The sequence below is a fragment of the Pseudomonadota bacterium genome (assembly GCA_018817425.1).
Classification (GTDB): Bacteria; Desulfobacterota; Desulfobacteria; order Desulfobacterales; family RPRI01; genus RPRI01.
Genome location: JAHITX010000123.1, coordinates 72,545 through 88,869 on the forward strand (window position 1 = coordinate 72,545; position 16,325 = coordinate 88,869).

Annotated in this window: 10 protein-coding genes; 4 read left to right on the forward strand and 6 right to left on the reverse strand. The window is 36.8% G+C overall.

What is annotated here, in order from left to right:
* Window position 1: 1 nt before the first annotated feature.
* The 6 genes from KKC46_20570 to KKC46_20595 form a co-directional block, all read right to left on the reverse strand.
* Window positions 2-829, reverse strand: a complete 828-nt coding sequence (locus KKC46_20570; GenBank protein ID MBU1056194.1) for an MBL fold metallo-hydrolase — start codon at window positions 827-829, stop codon at window positions 2-4.
* Window positions 819-1,295, reverse strand: coding sequence for a hypothetical protein (locus KKC46_20575; protein ID MBU1056195.1), 477 nt, complete (start codon window positions 1,293-1,295; stop codon window positions 819-821). The genes KKC46_20570 and KKC46_20575 overlap by 11 nt, the downstream gene beginning before the upstream one ends.
* Before the next feature lie 129 nt (window positions 1,296-1,424).
* Complete coding sequence (locus tag KKC46_20580) at window positions 1,425-2,249, reverse strand: DUF364 domain-containing protein (GenBank protein ID MBU1056196.1); 825 nt, start codon at window positions 2,247-2,249, stop codon at window positions 1,425-1,427.
* 152 nt (window positions 2,250-2,401) lie between these two features.
* Entirely contained in the window at window positions 2,402-3,163 is a 762-nt protein-coding gene (locus tag KKC46_20585; protein MBU1056197.1) for an EF2563 family selenium-dependent molybdenum hydroxylase system protein, read from the reverse strand.
* Window positions 3,164-3,465: 302 nt separating this feature from the next.
* Complete coding sequence (locus tag KKC46_20590) at window positions 3,466-5,739, reverse strand: RNA-binding transcriptional accessory protein (protein MBU1056198.1); 2,274 nt, start codon at window positions 5,737-5,739, stop codon at window positions 3,466-3,468.
* A 240-nt stretch (window positions 5,740-5,979) separates the two neighbouring features.
* Window positions 5,980-6,423 carry a hypothetical protein gene (locus tag KKC46_20595; GenBank protein ID MBU1056199.1) on the reverse strand — a complete coding sequence of 148 codons (444 nt, stop codon included), beginning with the start codon at window positions 6,421-6,423 and terminating at the stop codon, window positions 5,980-5,982.
* A gap of 864 nt (window positions 6,424-7,287) precedes the next feature.
* On the opposite strand from KKC46_20595, the gene KKC46_20600 reads away from it, so the two are divergent.
* From KKC46_20600 to KKC46_20615, 4 genes are all read left to right on the forward strand, one after another.
* Window positions 7,288-8,643, forward strand: coding sequence for a GGDEF domain-containing protein (locus KKC46_20600; protein ID MBU1056200.1), 1,356 nt, complete (start codon window positions 7,288-7,290; stop codon window positions 8,641-8,643).
* Between the two features lie 661 nt (window positions 8,644-9,304).
* Window positions 9,305-11,740, forward strand: a complete 2,436-nt coding sequence (locus tag KKC46_20605; GenBank protein MBU1056201.1) for a hypothetical protein — start codon at window positions 9,305-9,307, stop codon at window positions 11,738-11,740.
* On the forward strand, window positions 11,740-14,046 hold the full coding sequence (locus KKC46_20610) for a hypothetical protein (protein MBU1056202.1): 2,307 nt from the start codon (window positions 11,740-11,742) through the stop codon (window positions 14,044-14,046). The genes KKC46_20605 and KKC46_20610 overlap by 1 nt, the downstream gene beginning before the upstream one ends.
* Before the next feature lie 1,322 nt (window positions 14,047-15,368).
* Window positions 15,369-16,307, forward strand: a complete 939-nt coding sequence (locus KKC46_20615; GenBank protein MBU1056203.1) for an alpha/beta hydrolase — start codon at window positions 15,369-15,371, stop codon at window positions 16,305-16,307.
* Window positions 16,308-16,325: the final 18 nt, after the last annotated feature.

Genomic DNA, 16,325 nt, shown 5'->3' on the forward strand with positions numbered 1-16,325 from the left:
TTTAAAATATATATTTTGCTCCTGCAAAGCCAGGTTCAACATAATGCTCAAATGCTGTTTTCAATACCTTCATTGCATTATCACCTGTACAGTGACAAGGGTGCAAGTCCATCGGTAAAAACGACTGTAATGCGGAAATGGTCATATCAATACGTTTTTTATCTGCATGAAGCAGATGAAAGCCCCCGATAACCGATAATATCTTCTTTCCCTTGTTCAAACGCGAAATATGGTTTAAAGTATTTATCAATCCGGAATGGCAGCAACCCACAAATACTACAAGACCCTTTTCTGTATTAATCCACAAAGCAAGATCATCATCAATCAAATCTTCATATAATCCCTGCGGATCAAGATAAAACGCCCCCCCGGTATCCTCATAGCTTGTTTCCCTCGGTATTGGACATGCTATGCCGATGTTTTCATTAATTAACACAGTTTGGGTAACCCAGTTTATATTTTGGGGAGGTAAATTTAAAACAGCCTTCATAGAGTCCGGCTGGATATTTATCAGTCTTGCCTTGCCATCACTTATGACATACCGGTTTTTCATAACTGCAGGATTACAATAAACAGTAAGGTTTTTAGAGTTTTCTGTAACCCGGGAAACTCCACCGGTATGATCAAAGTGGCCATGACTTAATACCAGAATTTCGGTAAGACCCAGATCTACCCCCAGTGTATCTGCATTAGATGCAAGTGCGCCTCCCATTCCGGTATCAAATAAAATCCGTTCTTTTCCGGTTTCTATCCATAAAGAAAAGCCGTGTTCCGCCAACAACCCTTCAGCAGCCCGGTTATCCACTAATATTGTAACTTTAATTTTCATATCCCGTTTCAATTATGTGTTCACAATAGCTGTCCCCTGCCGGAATGGATTTTCCAATATAGTATTTCAATTTCGGATTCAATACTTCCACAACTGTTTTTTCCATAGTGGTATGGGCTAAACACATTTTGGGGTCTTTGAAATTAAGAGGGCAATGATCGGCTCTGATTACTGCCCTTGTTTTGCTAAGTTCCACAAGACCTGTATCATCCTTGCCCCATGCCACTGTTTCAAAAATTCTTAATATAAAACCTGCAATTGATTCAAGATCACGATTTTCCAGTCTCTTTTTTGCTCTTGCAGCTATATCCAGACCATATTCACGGCTCATTTCAGATATTAGTTTTAAGCCTTCATCACCAAATTTATTGTAAATAAAATCATAATTACTTCGCAGCCTTGAATACAGGCCACTTACCGCACTTCTATAGATCTGTTCAAGAGAGCGTTCACTGTTATCTTTCATATTATTTATCTTTCGAGCCACTTTCAAAACGTTTCAGTTTGGTCAAGGTCAAGGCGGGTGAAAATTTTAACCGCAGGAATACATAGAGTATTTCGAGGATAGCGCAATGCTTCACTACGTGCAAAATTTTCATCCAACGCTGAGATCGGCCAAAATGGGGCGTTTTGAAACTGGCTCTTTCATCATTGTAAAAAGCCTTATAGAGCCTGTTCTTTTTAACTGCCTGAAATTAGTACCCTCGCTTATATGTTTTAAAGCAATATTTATATCCGTTACTTTACTACCTGATATAATATCAAACCCGAAATCAAATATTACTTCGTTCATCGGAGTAGTTGGTCCCAAAAGCATTTTCAAGCTGTGTTGCGGGCATAATTTTAATAAATTCTGTAAGGTATGGTTTACCAATGTTGTGCTGGATATGGCTATAATATCTGATTGTGGAAGATATTTTTCGGCACTATCTTCAGGATAATCACCTTTTATCGCTCTTTTTTCAATAACCCACAGATTCTTTGCCGTTTTCCTTAAAGCATCGGTAAAAGGGAAATGTCCTATAACGGAAACATTTTTATTTTGACCATATTTTAATAATAACTCACCGGCATTGACATCAACAGTTTTTGATTCGTTAATTTCATTTAATGAATTTACAGCAGCAAGTCCTAATGAAGCTTTCGATATATCATCTGAAAAACAATATTGTGCAAGTTCCATTGCAGTCATATCTGTAAGTGACACAGGGGTAATTTCTTCTCTTGCCTCGTGAGCACAGTGCTCGCCTATCATTGTAGATGAAAGCCCGCAATACCTGCTTACTACAGCAGTCCAGTGAAGACCTATTCTTACTTCCTTTATTTTCTCATCACCATCCAGACTGTCAATAATGGCTCTTAAAATATACTGTCCATTCATGTTTTGAATGCTGCTGTCTTTTAGCGTAGTTTCATCCAAATTATTTAATTCCCCTTGCATCCAGTAGAGACGCAAAATCTTGCGTCTCCAAAATCTTGCGTCTCTACGACCTTACGTCTCTATAATATCGTGTCCATAAAATTCTGCATCTTTACAAACATGTGCCTACATAAATATAGGGCAGTTTCTGTTCACGAAGGTTCATTGTAATAATGCATGATCGCTTCCAAAACACTTCCGCCTATGGCACGAGCCTTTTCAGTAATAGTATAACAATATTCTTTATCGCTTCTCGGATCGATGTCTCCTATCTTTTCATTTTCCGTTACATCAATTTCGCGTATAAGCCCGCGAAGTATTCCATCAATAGCTGACGGCACCGGAGTTTTGTCCACAAAAAGTATAATATCGTCTTTGTTGATTTCATCTCCAAGTCGTTTAACATGCTTTACCTTGCCTTTATGAGGCGCACGCAATACCCGTTCTTTGGTGTAGCCTTTTGTCGGACCGGGAATACCTGTATGCGGTTCAGCCGAACCATTGTAAATGAGCCTGCCAAGATTATGACCTCTGTTGCTTTCAATGATTACATGGGCGTTCTGGGATGCAGTAAAGCCCGGCCCAACACCTATAACCAGAGGTGCTTCATCAATTTTAGTTTTTGTAGTTCGCTTCGCCATTATTGCATCAACTACTATATCAGGCTTTATTTCACTGATAATGGTCCATGAGGGATCTACAATTACCGCAATATTTTCTCTACCCCATACTTTATTAACTTCATCATAATTTACTATATATTCAGCCTTTACACCTTCAACTTCTTTTGTGTTCTCATATACGGCCTCGGAAAAAGCCACCATTCTTCTTACAGTAACCGGTTTTGGAATCTCGGTCATAACAATTTTTTTTAAATTCGACATATATAGTCTGCAAGCAATTCCAGTAGCCATCTCACCTGCACCCTTTATCAATATTTTAAGATCTTTCACCTATCCAAGCCCCCTTAACTGGTAGATTCCTGCTCTATTAAATATCTTTTAAAATAATCAGCATTAATTATGCCACATTCATTAAATGTCAATAATTTGTTGATATATAATCGATTTATATAGATATGTTTGTTTTAATGTGAAAAGCAGATATAAATGATAAGCGCATATATTTGCATATATGCGCTGTTTGCTATACATGGAATTGCATTGATGCAATGTATTAATATCAAAGAATTTCTTGCTGCAATATTTTATCAGGTTCACTTTTTAGGAATATCTAATAGTTTTTCAAATGGATTATTAAATGGAGTATTTTTCGGTTTTACGGGTTGCGCCGGTTTTTTAATAAATTTTTTCCCTTTTATTTCTTCAGTGGAGTTTTCAGATTTTATTTTTTTACCAGGAACTTTTTTCAAAGAAAGTGAAATTCTTTTTCTGTCAACATCAACCTCTATTACCGTTGCCATGACTTTCTGGTGAACTTTTACTACATCGCCCGGATTTTTAATAAACCTGTCCGATAGTTCGCTTACATGCACAAGACCATCCTGGTGAACTCCTACATCCACAAACGCACCAAATGCCGTAACATTTGTAACAATACCCGGAAGCTTCATACCGGCTCTTAAGTCTTCCATCTTTTCAACTCCGCTTTCAAAAGCAAATTCCTCAAGTTCTTTGCGAGGATCACGTCCCGGTTTGGCAAGTTCTTCCACTATATCGTTTAAGGTAGGAATGCCGACTTCTTCCGTTACGTATTTTGAAATATCTATATTGCTTCTTTTTGAAGAATCATTTATCAAATCTTCCACCACACAGGATAGATCTTCAGCCATTTTATACACAATATGATAACTTTCAGGATGTACTGCGCTTGTGTCAAGAGGATTATCTCCTTGGATTATTCTTAAAAATCCTGCCGATTGTTCAAATGCTTTTGCTCCAAGCCTTGGTATTTTTTTAAGCTCTTTTCTTGATTTAAACGGTCCGTTTTCATTTCTGTATGTAATAATGTTTTTTGCAAGCTGAGGGCCAAGTCCTGAAACATAGGTAAGAAGCTGAACACTTGCCCTGTTCACATCCACTCCGACTTTATTAACACAGCTTATTACAACATCATCAAGAGATTTCTTAAGAGCGCTTTGATCAACATCGTGCTGATACTGGCCGACTCCGATTGACTTAGGATCTATTTTAACAAGCTCTGAAAGAGGGTCCATAAGTCTTCTTCCTATTGATACGGAACCCCTTACAGTTAAATCAAGATCGGGAAACTCGTCTCTTGCAGTTTCAGAAGCAGAGTAAATTGATGCTCCGCTTTCGTTAACCATAATAACCATAATTTTCCTTGAAAAATCAATGTTTTTACAAAATGATTCCGTTTCCCTGCCCGCTGTGCCGTTTCCAATAGCTATGGCTTCAATTTCAAAACGTTCACAAAGTTCCTTTGTTTTTACAATGGCTTCTTTTTCGCCTTTTTCGGAAAAATGGGGATAAATTGTATCATGATGTAGAAGTTTTCCCTGCCGGTCAAGACAAACAACTTTGCACCCGGTTCTGAATCCCGGGTCAATTCCCATTACCCGCTTTGCTCCAAGAGGCGGGGATAAAAGCAGATGACGAAGGTTTTCAGTAAAAACCCTTATTGCTTCCAGATCAGCCTTTTCCTTGGTAAGAAGTCTTGCTTCAGTTTCCATTGATCGTGAAAGCAATCTCTTATAGCTGTCATGAACTGCAATTCTCACCTGATCGGAATCTTTGCCGTCGGTTTTAACAAAGAGTTTTTCAAGCAAATTAATTGCATCTTCTTCATTTGGTGCAAGCGTTAAATTAAGAATATCTTCTTTTTCTCCCCTTCGCATTGCAAGTACTCTATGTGAAGGAGCAGAAAACGCAGGTTCATTCCAGTCATAATAATCCTTATATTTTATGCCGTCCTGTTCTTTGCCGCCTGCTACTTTACTTACAAACATGCCTTTTGAAGAAAAAAGATTCCTTAAAGATGAACGCGCCTGTTGATCTTCATTAACTATTTCAGCGATTATATCCCTTGCGCCTGAAAGTGCGTCTTCAACAGTCTCAACTCCCTTTTCTATATCAATAAATGATTCTGCTTCCGTATAAGGATCTGCTCCTTCCTGTGCAAAAATAATCATGGCAAGCGGCTCAAGCCCTTTCTCCTTTGCAATAGCCGCTTTCGTCCGCCGTTTCGGTTTAAATGGAAGATAAATATCTTCTAAAACTGCTATCGTTGGAGCAGCCATTACTTTTTCACGAAGTTCATCTGTAAGATGGCCATGTTGTTCCAATGATTTTAAAACAGCTTCTTTTCTGTTATCCAGTTCTTCAAGTCTTTTCAGCATATCTCTTATGTCAGTAATTACTACTTCATCAAGACTTTCAGTAGCTTCTTTCCTGTATCGCGCAATAAAAGGGACAGTGCCTCCTTCTTCAAGCAATGTTGAAACAGCTCCAACCTGCGATAATTTCAAACTCAGTTCACTTGCAATATTCGATATATGTGTTTCGTTCATTTATTCCCTTATTTTCACACTGTATTTTTTAAGATATGTTGTATGATTTAATGAATTGTGAAAGAAGATTCTTCTTTTTATGAAAAGACATACTTCAGAGCCACTTTCAAAACGTTTCAGTTTGGTCAAGCTCAAGGCGGGAGAAAATTTCAACCACAGGAATACATTAAGTATTTCGAGGATTGAAATTTGAGCCCAACGCAGAGATCGGCCAAAATGGGGCGTTTTGAAACTGGCTCTTCAATTTGACTTTATCTTGGTTCTGTTCAGTCTAATAATTGCATCTTTAAATGAAATATGTTCACCTTGATTACCATAATTTTTATAAGGAACAACGCTGGGTTTTTTATGAACAATTCTTGCAATTCCTTCCCTGAAACTGAAAAATTTTTCCTCATCCTTCTTTGAAAGATATGGCTCTACTGCGGAAGATATCTTTATTTCACCTTTTTGATCATCAGCAATTGGTTCAAATATGAAGCCGTCTTTTGCCGGAATGGCTCTTACTTTTATATTTATTGTTCCGTTTTCAGGTTTTGCGCCAGTTTGGGCTATAGCTTCCCGGCAGAACCTGTTTAACTCATCTATCCTGTTTTTAACCATAGGTTCATTGCCGGCTGATAATGGCAATGAAATTAATATTGTAAAGGATAAAACCATAAGAAATATTAAGATTTTATTCATACAGCCTCCTTATTTATTGTATGGACAATAATTTATTATATGTAAAAGTTTGATGTCTTGCTTTGTACAATATCATTACTGTTTATTTCGGTCAATTTATTGTTTGTTTTAAGCGCTTTTCAGGCTTACGGCGTTATTTTAATGGCTATGGCTATATCGGTTTAAAAGGATAAATTGGGCTGCATATGCATATCTCGAAGATGCATGACAATAAAGAAGACAGAAGCAGATTCAATAGTTTAATAGAATCTTTCTTTCTTGAAAGAAAACAACCGGAATCACTTCAATGAAATAAAATGCTTTTTATGTATTATGTATCTACAAGTCTTTAATGGTGGGTAGTTGTCAGAATAGAGTATAGCAGATGGAAAGAGAGGAACAAATTTCCCAGTTGTGAGGGAACCGTGTATGAGTTGAATATAGTGGAAGTAATTACTATAGTGCCGCACTCATATCGCAGGCTGATTACCTGGAACAAAAAATCGGTATTTTTTTTGTCGATAGCGATGATACTGTCAATCGAGTCAAGAAAATGACGCTTTATAATATTTATCCTTCTTTTCTTGTGAGATATGTTTTTGTCAATTCACAAGCCGGTTCCTAAACCTCAACACCTTAAAAACATTCGATTCTTATCACTCTCCAACCTTTGAATCGTTAACCATTGTGCTGTGAACCTGAGTAGCTACAATATATTTTATCGTCTGATATAGAATTGGCACGATTTCTGCCTAATAGTATATTGATCTTTTTATGCAGATCATATCAATATTGTTTTGATTGGTATTTTTGGGTTCAATTTTAAAAAAATAAATTTCTGACAACTTATTATCTTGTCTTAATTAAGAGAGGAAAAATATAAAAATGGGAGAAGAAATCCAGGCTAAATACGATAGCCTGAAAAAAGAATATTTATCCCTTGAAACAGTTTGTCAAAATGAAAAAGAATGTCTCTTGAAAATTATAAGCACCTTGGGACTCATTGTTGATATTATTCCGAAATATAGTGATAAATATCGGGAAATCAAACAACTGCTAAAGGATGATGATACTATCTTGTCTATAGATAGTATTTCCAAGAAGACAAGCATTTTAAGAAGAAGCATATTTGAAGAAGAAACCAAGGCAGCCGATGAATCCATTGCAGGTAAGAAGGGAAGCCATGATAAGCAATTATTAGAACCATACAAAGTCTTAGACAGGGTTGCCTATGTCCTTACGGATAATTTTTATCCTTTAAACGATGAAATGAAACAACTATCAGAGACTGTCCGTATTAACTACAAAAATGGTGTGTTACCAAAGGAGTTTAATAAAGATAAAGAACGCTTGCTGGACTATATTTATAAGCTGAAAGGAAAAATTTCAGAAGACTTCAAACATAACAGCAAAACATTTTTAAACTTTTTTACGCAAGTCACAGAATTGGAAAAAATATTAACATCAGAGCTTGATGAAGGTGGAAAAGTCGAAGGTTTTGAGGAATTCGAGAAAAAAATTAATAATGAGGTAGGTTCGATTGTAAGTTCCTTTAGCATATATTCCACAATCAACGATGTCAAAAATGAAGTCCTGAACAGGCTTTCAAATATTAAACAGATGTTAGCCAAAAAAAAGAAGGAAGAGGAAGATAAATCTCAAAAGGCTCAGAAAAAGATTCACTGGCTTCGAAAAAAAATTTCCCTGGCTGAAGTTGAGGTTCAGACTCTGTCAAAAAAAGCCAATCAGTTTAAGGAGGAGGCAAACAAAGACGGTCTTACGGGTTTGTATAACCGGAAAGCCTTTGATATGAAAATTTTAGAATTACTTGAATCTCTAAATCAAGGCGGAGCCGCATTTTTGATGGTAATGTTTGATGTGGATAATTTTAAATGGATTAATGATACTTATGGCCATGTGGCAGGAGACAGAGTCCTGCAAAAAGTAGCAGCAACACTCACTAAAACCTTTCGTAAAGATGAATTCATAGCCCGATACGGAGGTGATGAATTTGCAGTCATAATTGAAAACATGCCGGAAGCCATGGCTCAGGAAAGAATTTTGTCTTTTAATGAAAGCTTCAGCAAGACGCGGTTCTTTTCCAACAAAGAAGATATTGTGCAGATCAGTGTTTCAGCAGGAATTTCATCGGCTGCCATTGGAGATAATCCGGATGAACTTATCCACAATGCCGATATCGCAATGTATGAGGTTAAAAAGAACCGCAGCAATAAATTATAATTCCTTAATTCGTTATTACTCACCTCCACACAAGCAAAATAAGAAAGAAAACTGACTGTTACATCCAGTTTCTTCTTTGTTAATATATAGCTTTGTGTTATAAACTCAAATATGAACAGAACACATACAAGCATACACAGAATGTCAGACCATCGGAATGATGATTTCGTTCCAGAAACGCCGGCAGATCGCATTAGACTAGTCTGGATTTTAACCAGAGAAATTACATCATTGAGTAATAAATACGATGCTGAACGAAGATTACAAAGACATATTACTCGCCTTGTCCGACGAGAAGGTTAAATACCTGCTTGTTGGATATTCTTATAAATATTTATGAGCGAATGGTTTTTATTAATACCTATTATAGCAGTAGTATTCTTTGTTGTTAGTTATTCTGCGGATAAGAACAAAACGTTCGAAGAATATCTGATTCCTGAATTGGGAAAATATGGGTTCATTTTTATCTCAACAAATCTAAACAAATAAAATATATAAACAATACTTTTACTTCGACCCGAAAAGCTCGCTTCTTCATCAGGGGCTTTATATAGAAACCACTAAATCACTTGTTGAATAAGATTTATAAGAAGACAGAATATCTTGTGATGAAGCAGTACAATTTATAACATTCATGTAAACTTCTATCTAAGGTGAATTAATGGCAGAAGAAATAAATACTTGTTCGGATGATATCAAAGATCGAAGACAGTTGAAGGGGACATGGCTATGGTTTGTTTTAAATGTTATCCTCTTTCCTGCGCCGGCTCATTTTACTCTGTTAAGAATTAAAGACTTTCGATTTGCAAAAAGTCTTAAACATCTTGGCGGAACATTATTTTTGATTTTTATTCTTCTTATATCAGCATTGTTTCAATTAATATTTCCGTACTTTGGCAGCCTGTGGATGCTTATTCCAGCCTTATCCGGTTTTATTGTTATTTGCGCTAAATATTCTTTAAAAGATAATTTTACACCTTTTGATATAAGTCCTGTTACAAAAACCCATTTACATTTATTTTTGTTTCTTGTTCTGCTTTTTACAGTATTAAGCATTATTCCTGATCTTGATCTTATTGAATTAAATCAAGAATCAGTAAAGGGCTATAAAATCTGGATCGAAGAATTGCCCTTCTGGCAGGATTTGCTGATTCTTGTGTCGGGGATCTTTGTGCTTTTAGCCGGATATATGACAAATGCCAATAAAACCTTTTCGATCAACCGTACTTTTATTCTTTATGCATGTTTTATCGTATTTGTTTTTCTACTTTCAGTTACATTAATTTTTCTTTTCGCCTGGTTAAAGATCAGAGGCGGCTTTTGGACACAGCTTGTACTTGTTTTGCTTTGTGCCATTCTGGCATTGGATTATTGGGATGCCAAGTCTTTCGGCCAGTATACAAGGCGCTTTTTCTTTTTGACATGCACAAAAGGCTTTTGTTTTATTTTTCTGTGGCTCTGCTTTTTGGGACTGCCTCAAAAAGTTGCTTCTACTTTCTCCCTTTATAATTTCAACAAATCAAAACCTGTAGTCTCGCAAAGAATTTATGAACACCTTATTTTTACAGACCGCGACCGTTTTAATAGCGCACATAATGCAGCGCGCCGAATGAGATACCTTTATACCAGAGCGTTTAATTCAAATCCGGAAGAATTGAGTTTGGTTTGCGAACTTTTAAACGGTAAAAAAGATATTATTATTCCTGCTGATGCGGATATTTGCCGACTGGCTGATTTGATAGATAAAAGAAAAGTACAATCATCTTCTATGTCGTTTGACAAGGTACCCATATTCAGGCCAATCCATCCGGACTGGGATGTTATGCTTACTGCACTTTTGATGCAGGGCACAATTTCAAAAGAGAACCTGAACAAGTTTATTGCCGACTTTAAAACAATGCTGCCAAAAAGCTCACATGGCCGGCTTCCATATATCGACATGCCATATAAGGCATCCTATCTATCACTAGCTACCAAAACAAAGGTTGATTTCATTCCACCACGGCTTGAACTTCTTGAAAAGCTTCTTGAAAGAAAATTATGCCCCGTGCTTTGTCTTAAGTTGTCAGGCAAAGAATATTGGGCAGCGCTTCTTCATATCGACCCTCAATCAGGTCTTGCCTGGTTTCGTATACAAACACCATCGGATATGAATAAATCTATTAAAACGCTTTTTGATTCTGATGAATCAAAGGTTCTCAAAGATGAAATTCTTTCACGAACAATGGTTCCTATATCACTTGACTATTTAAAAGATGTTTTGCCACATTATTCCGGAGCAGTTATTGTTTTTACCAAAAAAGGTCTTGATAAAGCCATGCCCGATCTGTTTGCAGAAAAAGATCTTGCAGAGCTTAAGCGCGCAATTAAATTTGCTGTTAACCCAGAGTTTTCAAGCACTCCGGTTATTAATGCCAAACAAAACGGCCTTTTCCCCAAATATGCTAACTATACGCGGGCTGTTGCCTTAATTAAGGCCATGCTTGAGCCAACGCCTTATGAACAGGATCTGTTTTTCCGGCCGAAGATATCATCATTTAATAAAAAAGGATTTGGCCGGATTAAGGAAATTGAAGCACTTCTTCAGCGAATAGGAACCTTGCGGGATTCTGACCGTATTGATATTGCCAGTCTTCTGGTTGAAAATAACCATGTAAATGGAGCACCTGATCTGTTTCTCCGTCTTGTAACCGGAAATATTATCTCAAGCGATCTTGTTGACTGCCATGATGCATTCATAATAGGCCGCGAGCTATTTCTGCTTGGGTATCATGAAAAAGCATATAATTATCTGAAGCTTACTTTTTTGCGCCACCCGTTTAGCTGTGAATACGAGATGTGGTATCATATCGCAGGAGTAAAACTCAAAAAGCCGCCGTCTCCTTTTTACTCACCACCTGACCATGAACCACACCTGTATCTATACTATCAAACTATAGCTGATATAAGAGATGGCCAAAGCAAAACGGCCTTAAAACGGCTAGAAAAGACGCTTAAAAAAGACAGCCATAACAGCCTTGCTGCACATTTACTTAGCAAATATTTTAACAAGCCGTTAGATGAGCGCTACTTCTTACCTGCGCAGGAGGGGCTATAATGAATGAAATGATTAATGATACGCCAAATGAAAAAAAACGACTTAAAGGCTGGAAGATGCTGATGTATGCTCTGTTTCTGGGTCCGTTTTTCCTAGTATTATATTTTAGACAGACACGCAATGCTTATCCGGCTGCAAGATATTTTGCTTGGATTTCTCTTGTTGCAATGACCATTTGCGCTTATCTTATGTTTACATTTACTTTTAGCCCGTTTCTTACGCGCTTCATCTACCTGATAATTTATCTTTCAATATTTGGTCTGGCATTTTTCTATTGCTGGAGCATTGACTCTAAAAGCATAGTCCGAACTACTGGCTTTAAACAAAAATATTCCTTTACGCGTGCATGTGCCTGGATGATAATTATGGGACTCATGTTTCCCGGTATAAGCAACATCGTTCAGGCAATATATTATTGGATTCTTGGGGAGCAGGTCAGCGTATATTTTTCCTCTCAGGCAAATGTATTTAAGTATTGGAGCCTGATCGGAATGATATATGGTTTTTTTTACGGGATAAAAGAAGATAATGACTTTTTTAATAAAGATATTGGCGCAGTTGTCAAATCTGTTTTTTCTATATTTGTATTTATCTTAGTTTACGGCGGTTTTGTATTGGCGCTTGTCATTTACCCATTACAGCGGCTTGCACCAATTTCATATCGTCCTCAATCGGCGGAATATCTTTTTTATGTATTGCTTTTTATTTCCATTTCACTTTCAGCTGCCTACTTTCTAAAAACAATCAGTTACCGTAGCAGCATAAAGTCGGTTGCCATATTATTAATCGGCATCCCTTTTATAGCACTTCATATTATTGTAGTATCGGCATATTCTGTTACAGTCAATCTTACCATTGCTTCTGTGCTGGAAGACAAACACAAGCTCTCTTCCGCTAAAACGCTATATGCTAAAGCCATACCCTATATACGCTACGACGATCTTCTTGCATCACTTCATCACAGGCAAGGTGTTTTACATGTATTAAATCAGGATTATGATTCAGCTATTGATAGTTTCAAGAAAGTGCTCACCGATTATTCGGAAAACTACGAGGTCTTTAAGAAAGCACGCAGATATGTAGATGCCTTCGAAAAGAATAAACCCTTAAAAGATGATGGAAGAAAAATTCTACTTGTTAAGCATAAGACTTTTGAGCAGGCAGCATCATGCTTTCCCAATTCTCTTTCGGTAATACTGAAGTTTTACGAGAAGCAACCGATCAGCACCAGAAAGTTAAGCTATGCGATTAAGGAGAGTTTTTCTTCAGGCACTTTTATCTGGAAGGCCGAAACCTTTTTAGAGAAAAACGGTTATGAGCTGATTACTTCTTTTTGGCAGAACAAGAATACTTTGATTTCTCTTTTGAAAGCCGGTTATCCGGTGCTGGTATATATACCGGGCCATGTATACACGCTATATGGATATGATTCAAACATGGAAATGTTTTTTACTTATGACACGGCCAAATCAAATCGCTGGAATGATAAACCATTCTGGAATTTCCAGCGAGACTGGATGGAGGGAAGCTTTTTAATGAGTGTAGTTGTGCCAAAGCAGGAAAAAACAAAATTCGTTGCTCTCTTCCCGCAAATTGAGCGTTACAGCAAACCTTTCCAAGTGTGGCAAAAAGCCAATATCAGCGATTACTACGAAGCTAAGGGTAACTACTGGAAAGATTATGATCGCTACAGTCTTTCAAAAACCTTAGGCCTTGATCGTTTGAAAATGAATGAGCGCTATTTTCTATTCGATGATTTTTTTCCCTTTCCCTGGAATGCAAAGGAATGGAAAAACGAAGTTATGCCTGTAATGAGCCAACCCTGGGCATTGGATTGGCCCATTACAGAAAAATACATCCTTTATCTTCTCTACAACGGGCAGTATGAAAAGGCTGTAGAACTTATCGATTTATATAAATCCAATTTATCGGTGGAAGCAAAATCTTCATTTTCTAAGCTTTTAGAATTAAAACTTGCCGCTTATCTGGATGCAAACAATAAAAAGGCAATATTATCCGTATCCGATAAACTGATCGGAATTACAGATAATATAAGGGCCGAGTCCTATTGGGGGCATTATTTTAAAGCAAGGCATCTAATGGCAGCGGGTGATCTTAATGGCGCAGTCAAACTCCTGCTTTCGGCTTTAAGCAATTTCAACATAAACTCATATCCAAATTCAAAATCCTTCAGATATATTATTGACGCTTTAAACGAGATATACCGGACCGATCCATCGTTAATAGACCCGGATAAAATGCTTCTCATCAAAGTAGCTATGATTGAGCTTGCTTCAGATCGATAGGAAAGTATAATGAAAAAAGATATCTCCTTTCGGTCGACATAATCCGGAAATTTTGAAGTGAAGTACTTAGCCATCGGCTTACGCCGATGGCCGGCGATTATTATTTATAACATGGTTCAGGGTTGTAGACTCGGCATGGAATATGTTTCAACTTCTGAATAATCATTTGAGCATGATATAATACTGGCCATATCTGTCTGTAATTGTTTCAATATATTGCAATCATCGAAACAATCAGGGAGATTGTTTTTAAACTCACAATCTCTGCAAGGACTTTTTTTAAGATATCCGGTGTAGCATTCAAGTGTTTTCGAGCATGAGCAATCCATCATATCCTTTCCTCCAGTTATTAAATTCTTGATAAATTCAGTAGCATTTGAAAAACAGGTCTTAGTCAACATATGGCAATCATGCAATATCCTTGCCATTATTTGGTATATATATAATAAGCATCGAATCGAAAAGAATGGCCGTCATTATTTTGTCACATCCAATATTTTGTCACATTTGTAATAATAAAAAATCAGGCCCCAGTATGATTTCAACCTTAGGTGTACAATAAAAAGCAGAATATAACTGCTTGGTTTAAAATAATATGTAAAATATATAAGATAAAAAGGATAGCGGCCAGCCGGAATTAATCCGGTTGGCCGCTAAGGAGAAAAGAAGAATTTTTTGGAACTGACATTATTAATTGCAAATAATTTGCCAATTTAGTCTTTTTTTGTCATAAATAATTAATAAAGTTAATTAGTCCTATATATTAGATAGTTATAATTAAATATTCCATTAATTTCTTATTATTTTTTTTAACAGATTTTATATTGCCTGTGGCAAGTTCAATATTTTGAACCGGTAGTTTTAAGTATTGATCTAATATTATGAATTTAAAATGATTATTTGAATTCGTTATTTTGAACCAGGGTATGAATATTATGCATAGTTCTTGGAGCCATATCATAGATAGTTGCCTAATAATAACCATCTGAAATAACACATCCAAAACTGATCAGGTGCTTGTCACTTTTTATGCAAACACTGCAGTATAGCTGTTTTTAAATGCTTTTTAATAAATTATTACTTGCTTTTATACGGACAAAAGTAGGAAAATACAGTGTGTTACAATTAAATCCACTCACAATTCCGTTCTTGCCTTTGGGTAGTGTTTCTGTTAATGATATTAATAATTAACAGAATTCACACACAGGGGGCCTTCACCCCATAAATTCACACTTATGCATAACGTACATAATAAAGTCAATGTACCGAAAGTCTTCAATATGCGGCTGATTAACAGCTTTTGGCACAAAGGAAAATAAATTATGAAAGATGTATCAAAAACAGTTGGTTTTGAGAAAAGTAATTACTGTAAACTTATTGCGAGATATTCGGCAAGTTTAGTTGGCTGCTTGATATTTATTTTATTATCTTTTGGGGCTTTAAGAGCTGAAGCGCAATGGCCTCATGTTGTTTCTTCCAGGGATGGTACTTCTATTTCTTATGAGATGTATGGCGCTGGCGAACCGGTTCTTGTGTTCGTTCATGGTTGGAGTTGCGATGCCCGCTACTGGCTTGAACAGCTGTCATATTTTTCTAAAAAATATCGTGTTGTAGTGCTTGATCTTGCCGGTCATGGTCAATCAGGTTTTACGCGTTCACAGTATAGCATGAAGGCTTTCGGAGAAGATGTTTGTGCGGTTGCAGAGACAACCGGCAGTAGTAGAATTATTCTGATAGGGCATTCTATGGGCGGTCCGGTTATTGCTGAAGCTGCCAGGCTAATGCCGAACCGTGTTATTGGATTAATTGGCATAGATACTTTTGAAAACATAGAATATCCGATGACCCCAAAAGAGCTTGAGCAGATGATAGCGCCTCTGGAAAAAGATTTTTCAGCAGGATGCCGGGAATTTGTTAAGAATATGATTTCTCCTCAAACTGATCCTGTGCTTCGTGATTGGATTCTTTCGGATATGTCAGCTGCTCCACCTGCGGTTGCCTTAAATGCTATGAAGGAGATGATGTCACAATTTATTACAGGGGAAGCGGCTAAAATATTTGATGAGATTCGTATACCTGTTGTTACTGTGAATGCGGATTTATGGCCCGTAAATTATGAAGCAAACCGGAGGCATATGTTTTCATTCGATGCAATTGTTTTAAAAGAAGCGGATCATTTTTTAATGATGGGTCGTGTAAAAGATTTTAACAATGCGTTGGATAAAGCAATAGATATGATTTTGCAAAAAAAGGTTGATTGATATTTTCAAGTTAACAAA

Coding starts and splice junctions, on each gene's coding strand:
- KKC46_20570 (MBU1056194.1), bottom strand. CDS start 829: ATGAAAATTAAAGTTACAATATTAGTGGATAACCGGGCTGCTGAAGGG.
- KKC46_20575 (MBU1056195.1), bottom strand. CDS start 1,295: ATGAAAGATAACAGTGAACGCTCTCTTGAACAGATCTATAGAAGTGCG.
- KKC46_20585 (MBU1056197.1), bottom strand. CDS start 3,163: ATGGCTACTGGAATTGCTTGCAGACTATATATGTCGAATTTAAAAAAA.
- KKC46_20590 (MBU1056198.1), bottom strand. CDS start 5,739: ATGAACGAAACACATATATCGAATATTGCAAGTGAACTGAGTTTGAAA.
- KKC46_20595 (MBU1056199.1), bottom strand. CDS start 6,423: ATGAATAAAATCTTAATATTTCTTATGGTTTTATCCTTTACAATATTA.
- KKC46_20600 (MBU1056200.1), top strand. CDS start 7,288: ATGGGAGAAGAAATCCAGGCTAAATACGATAGCCTGAAAAAAGAATAT.
- KKC46_20605 (MBU1056201.1), top strand. CDS start 9,305: ATGGCAGAAGAAATAAATACTTGTTCGGATGATATCAAAGATCGAAGA.
- KKC46_20610 (MBU1056202.1), top strand. CDS start 11,740: ATGAATGAAATGATTAATGATACGCCAAATGAAAAAAAACGACTTAAA.
- KKC46_20615 (MBU1056203.1), top strand. CDS start 15,369: ATGAAAGATGTATCAAAAACAGTTGGTTTTGAGAAAAGTAATTACTGT.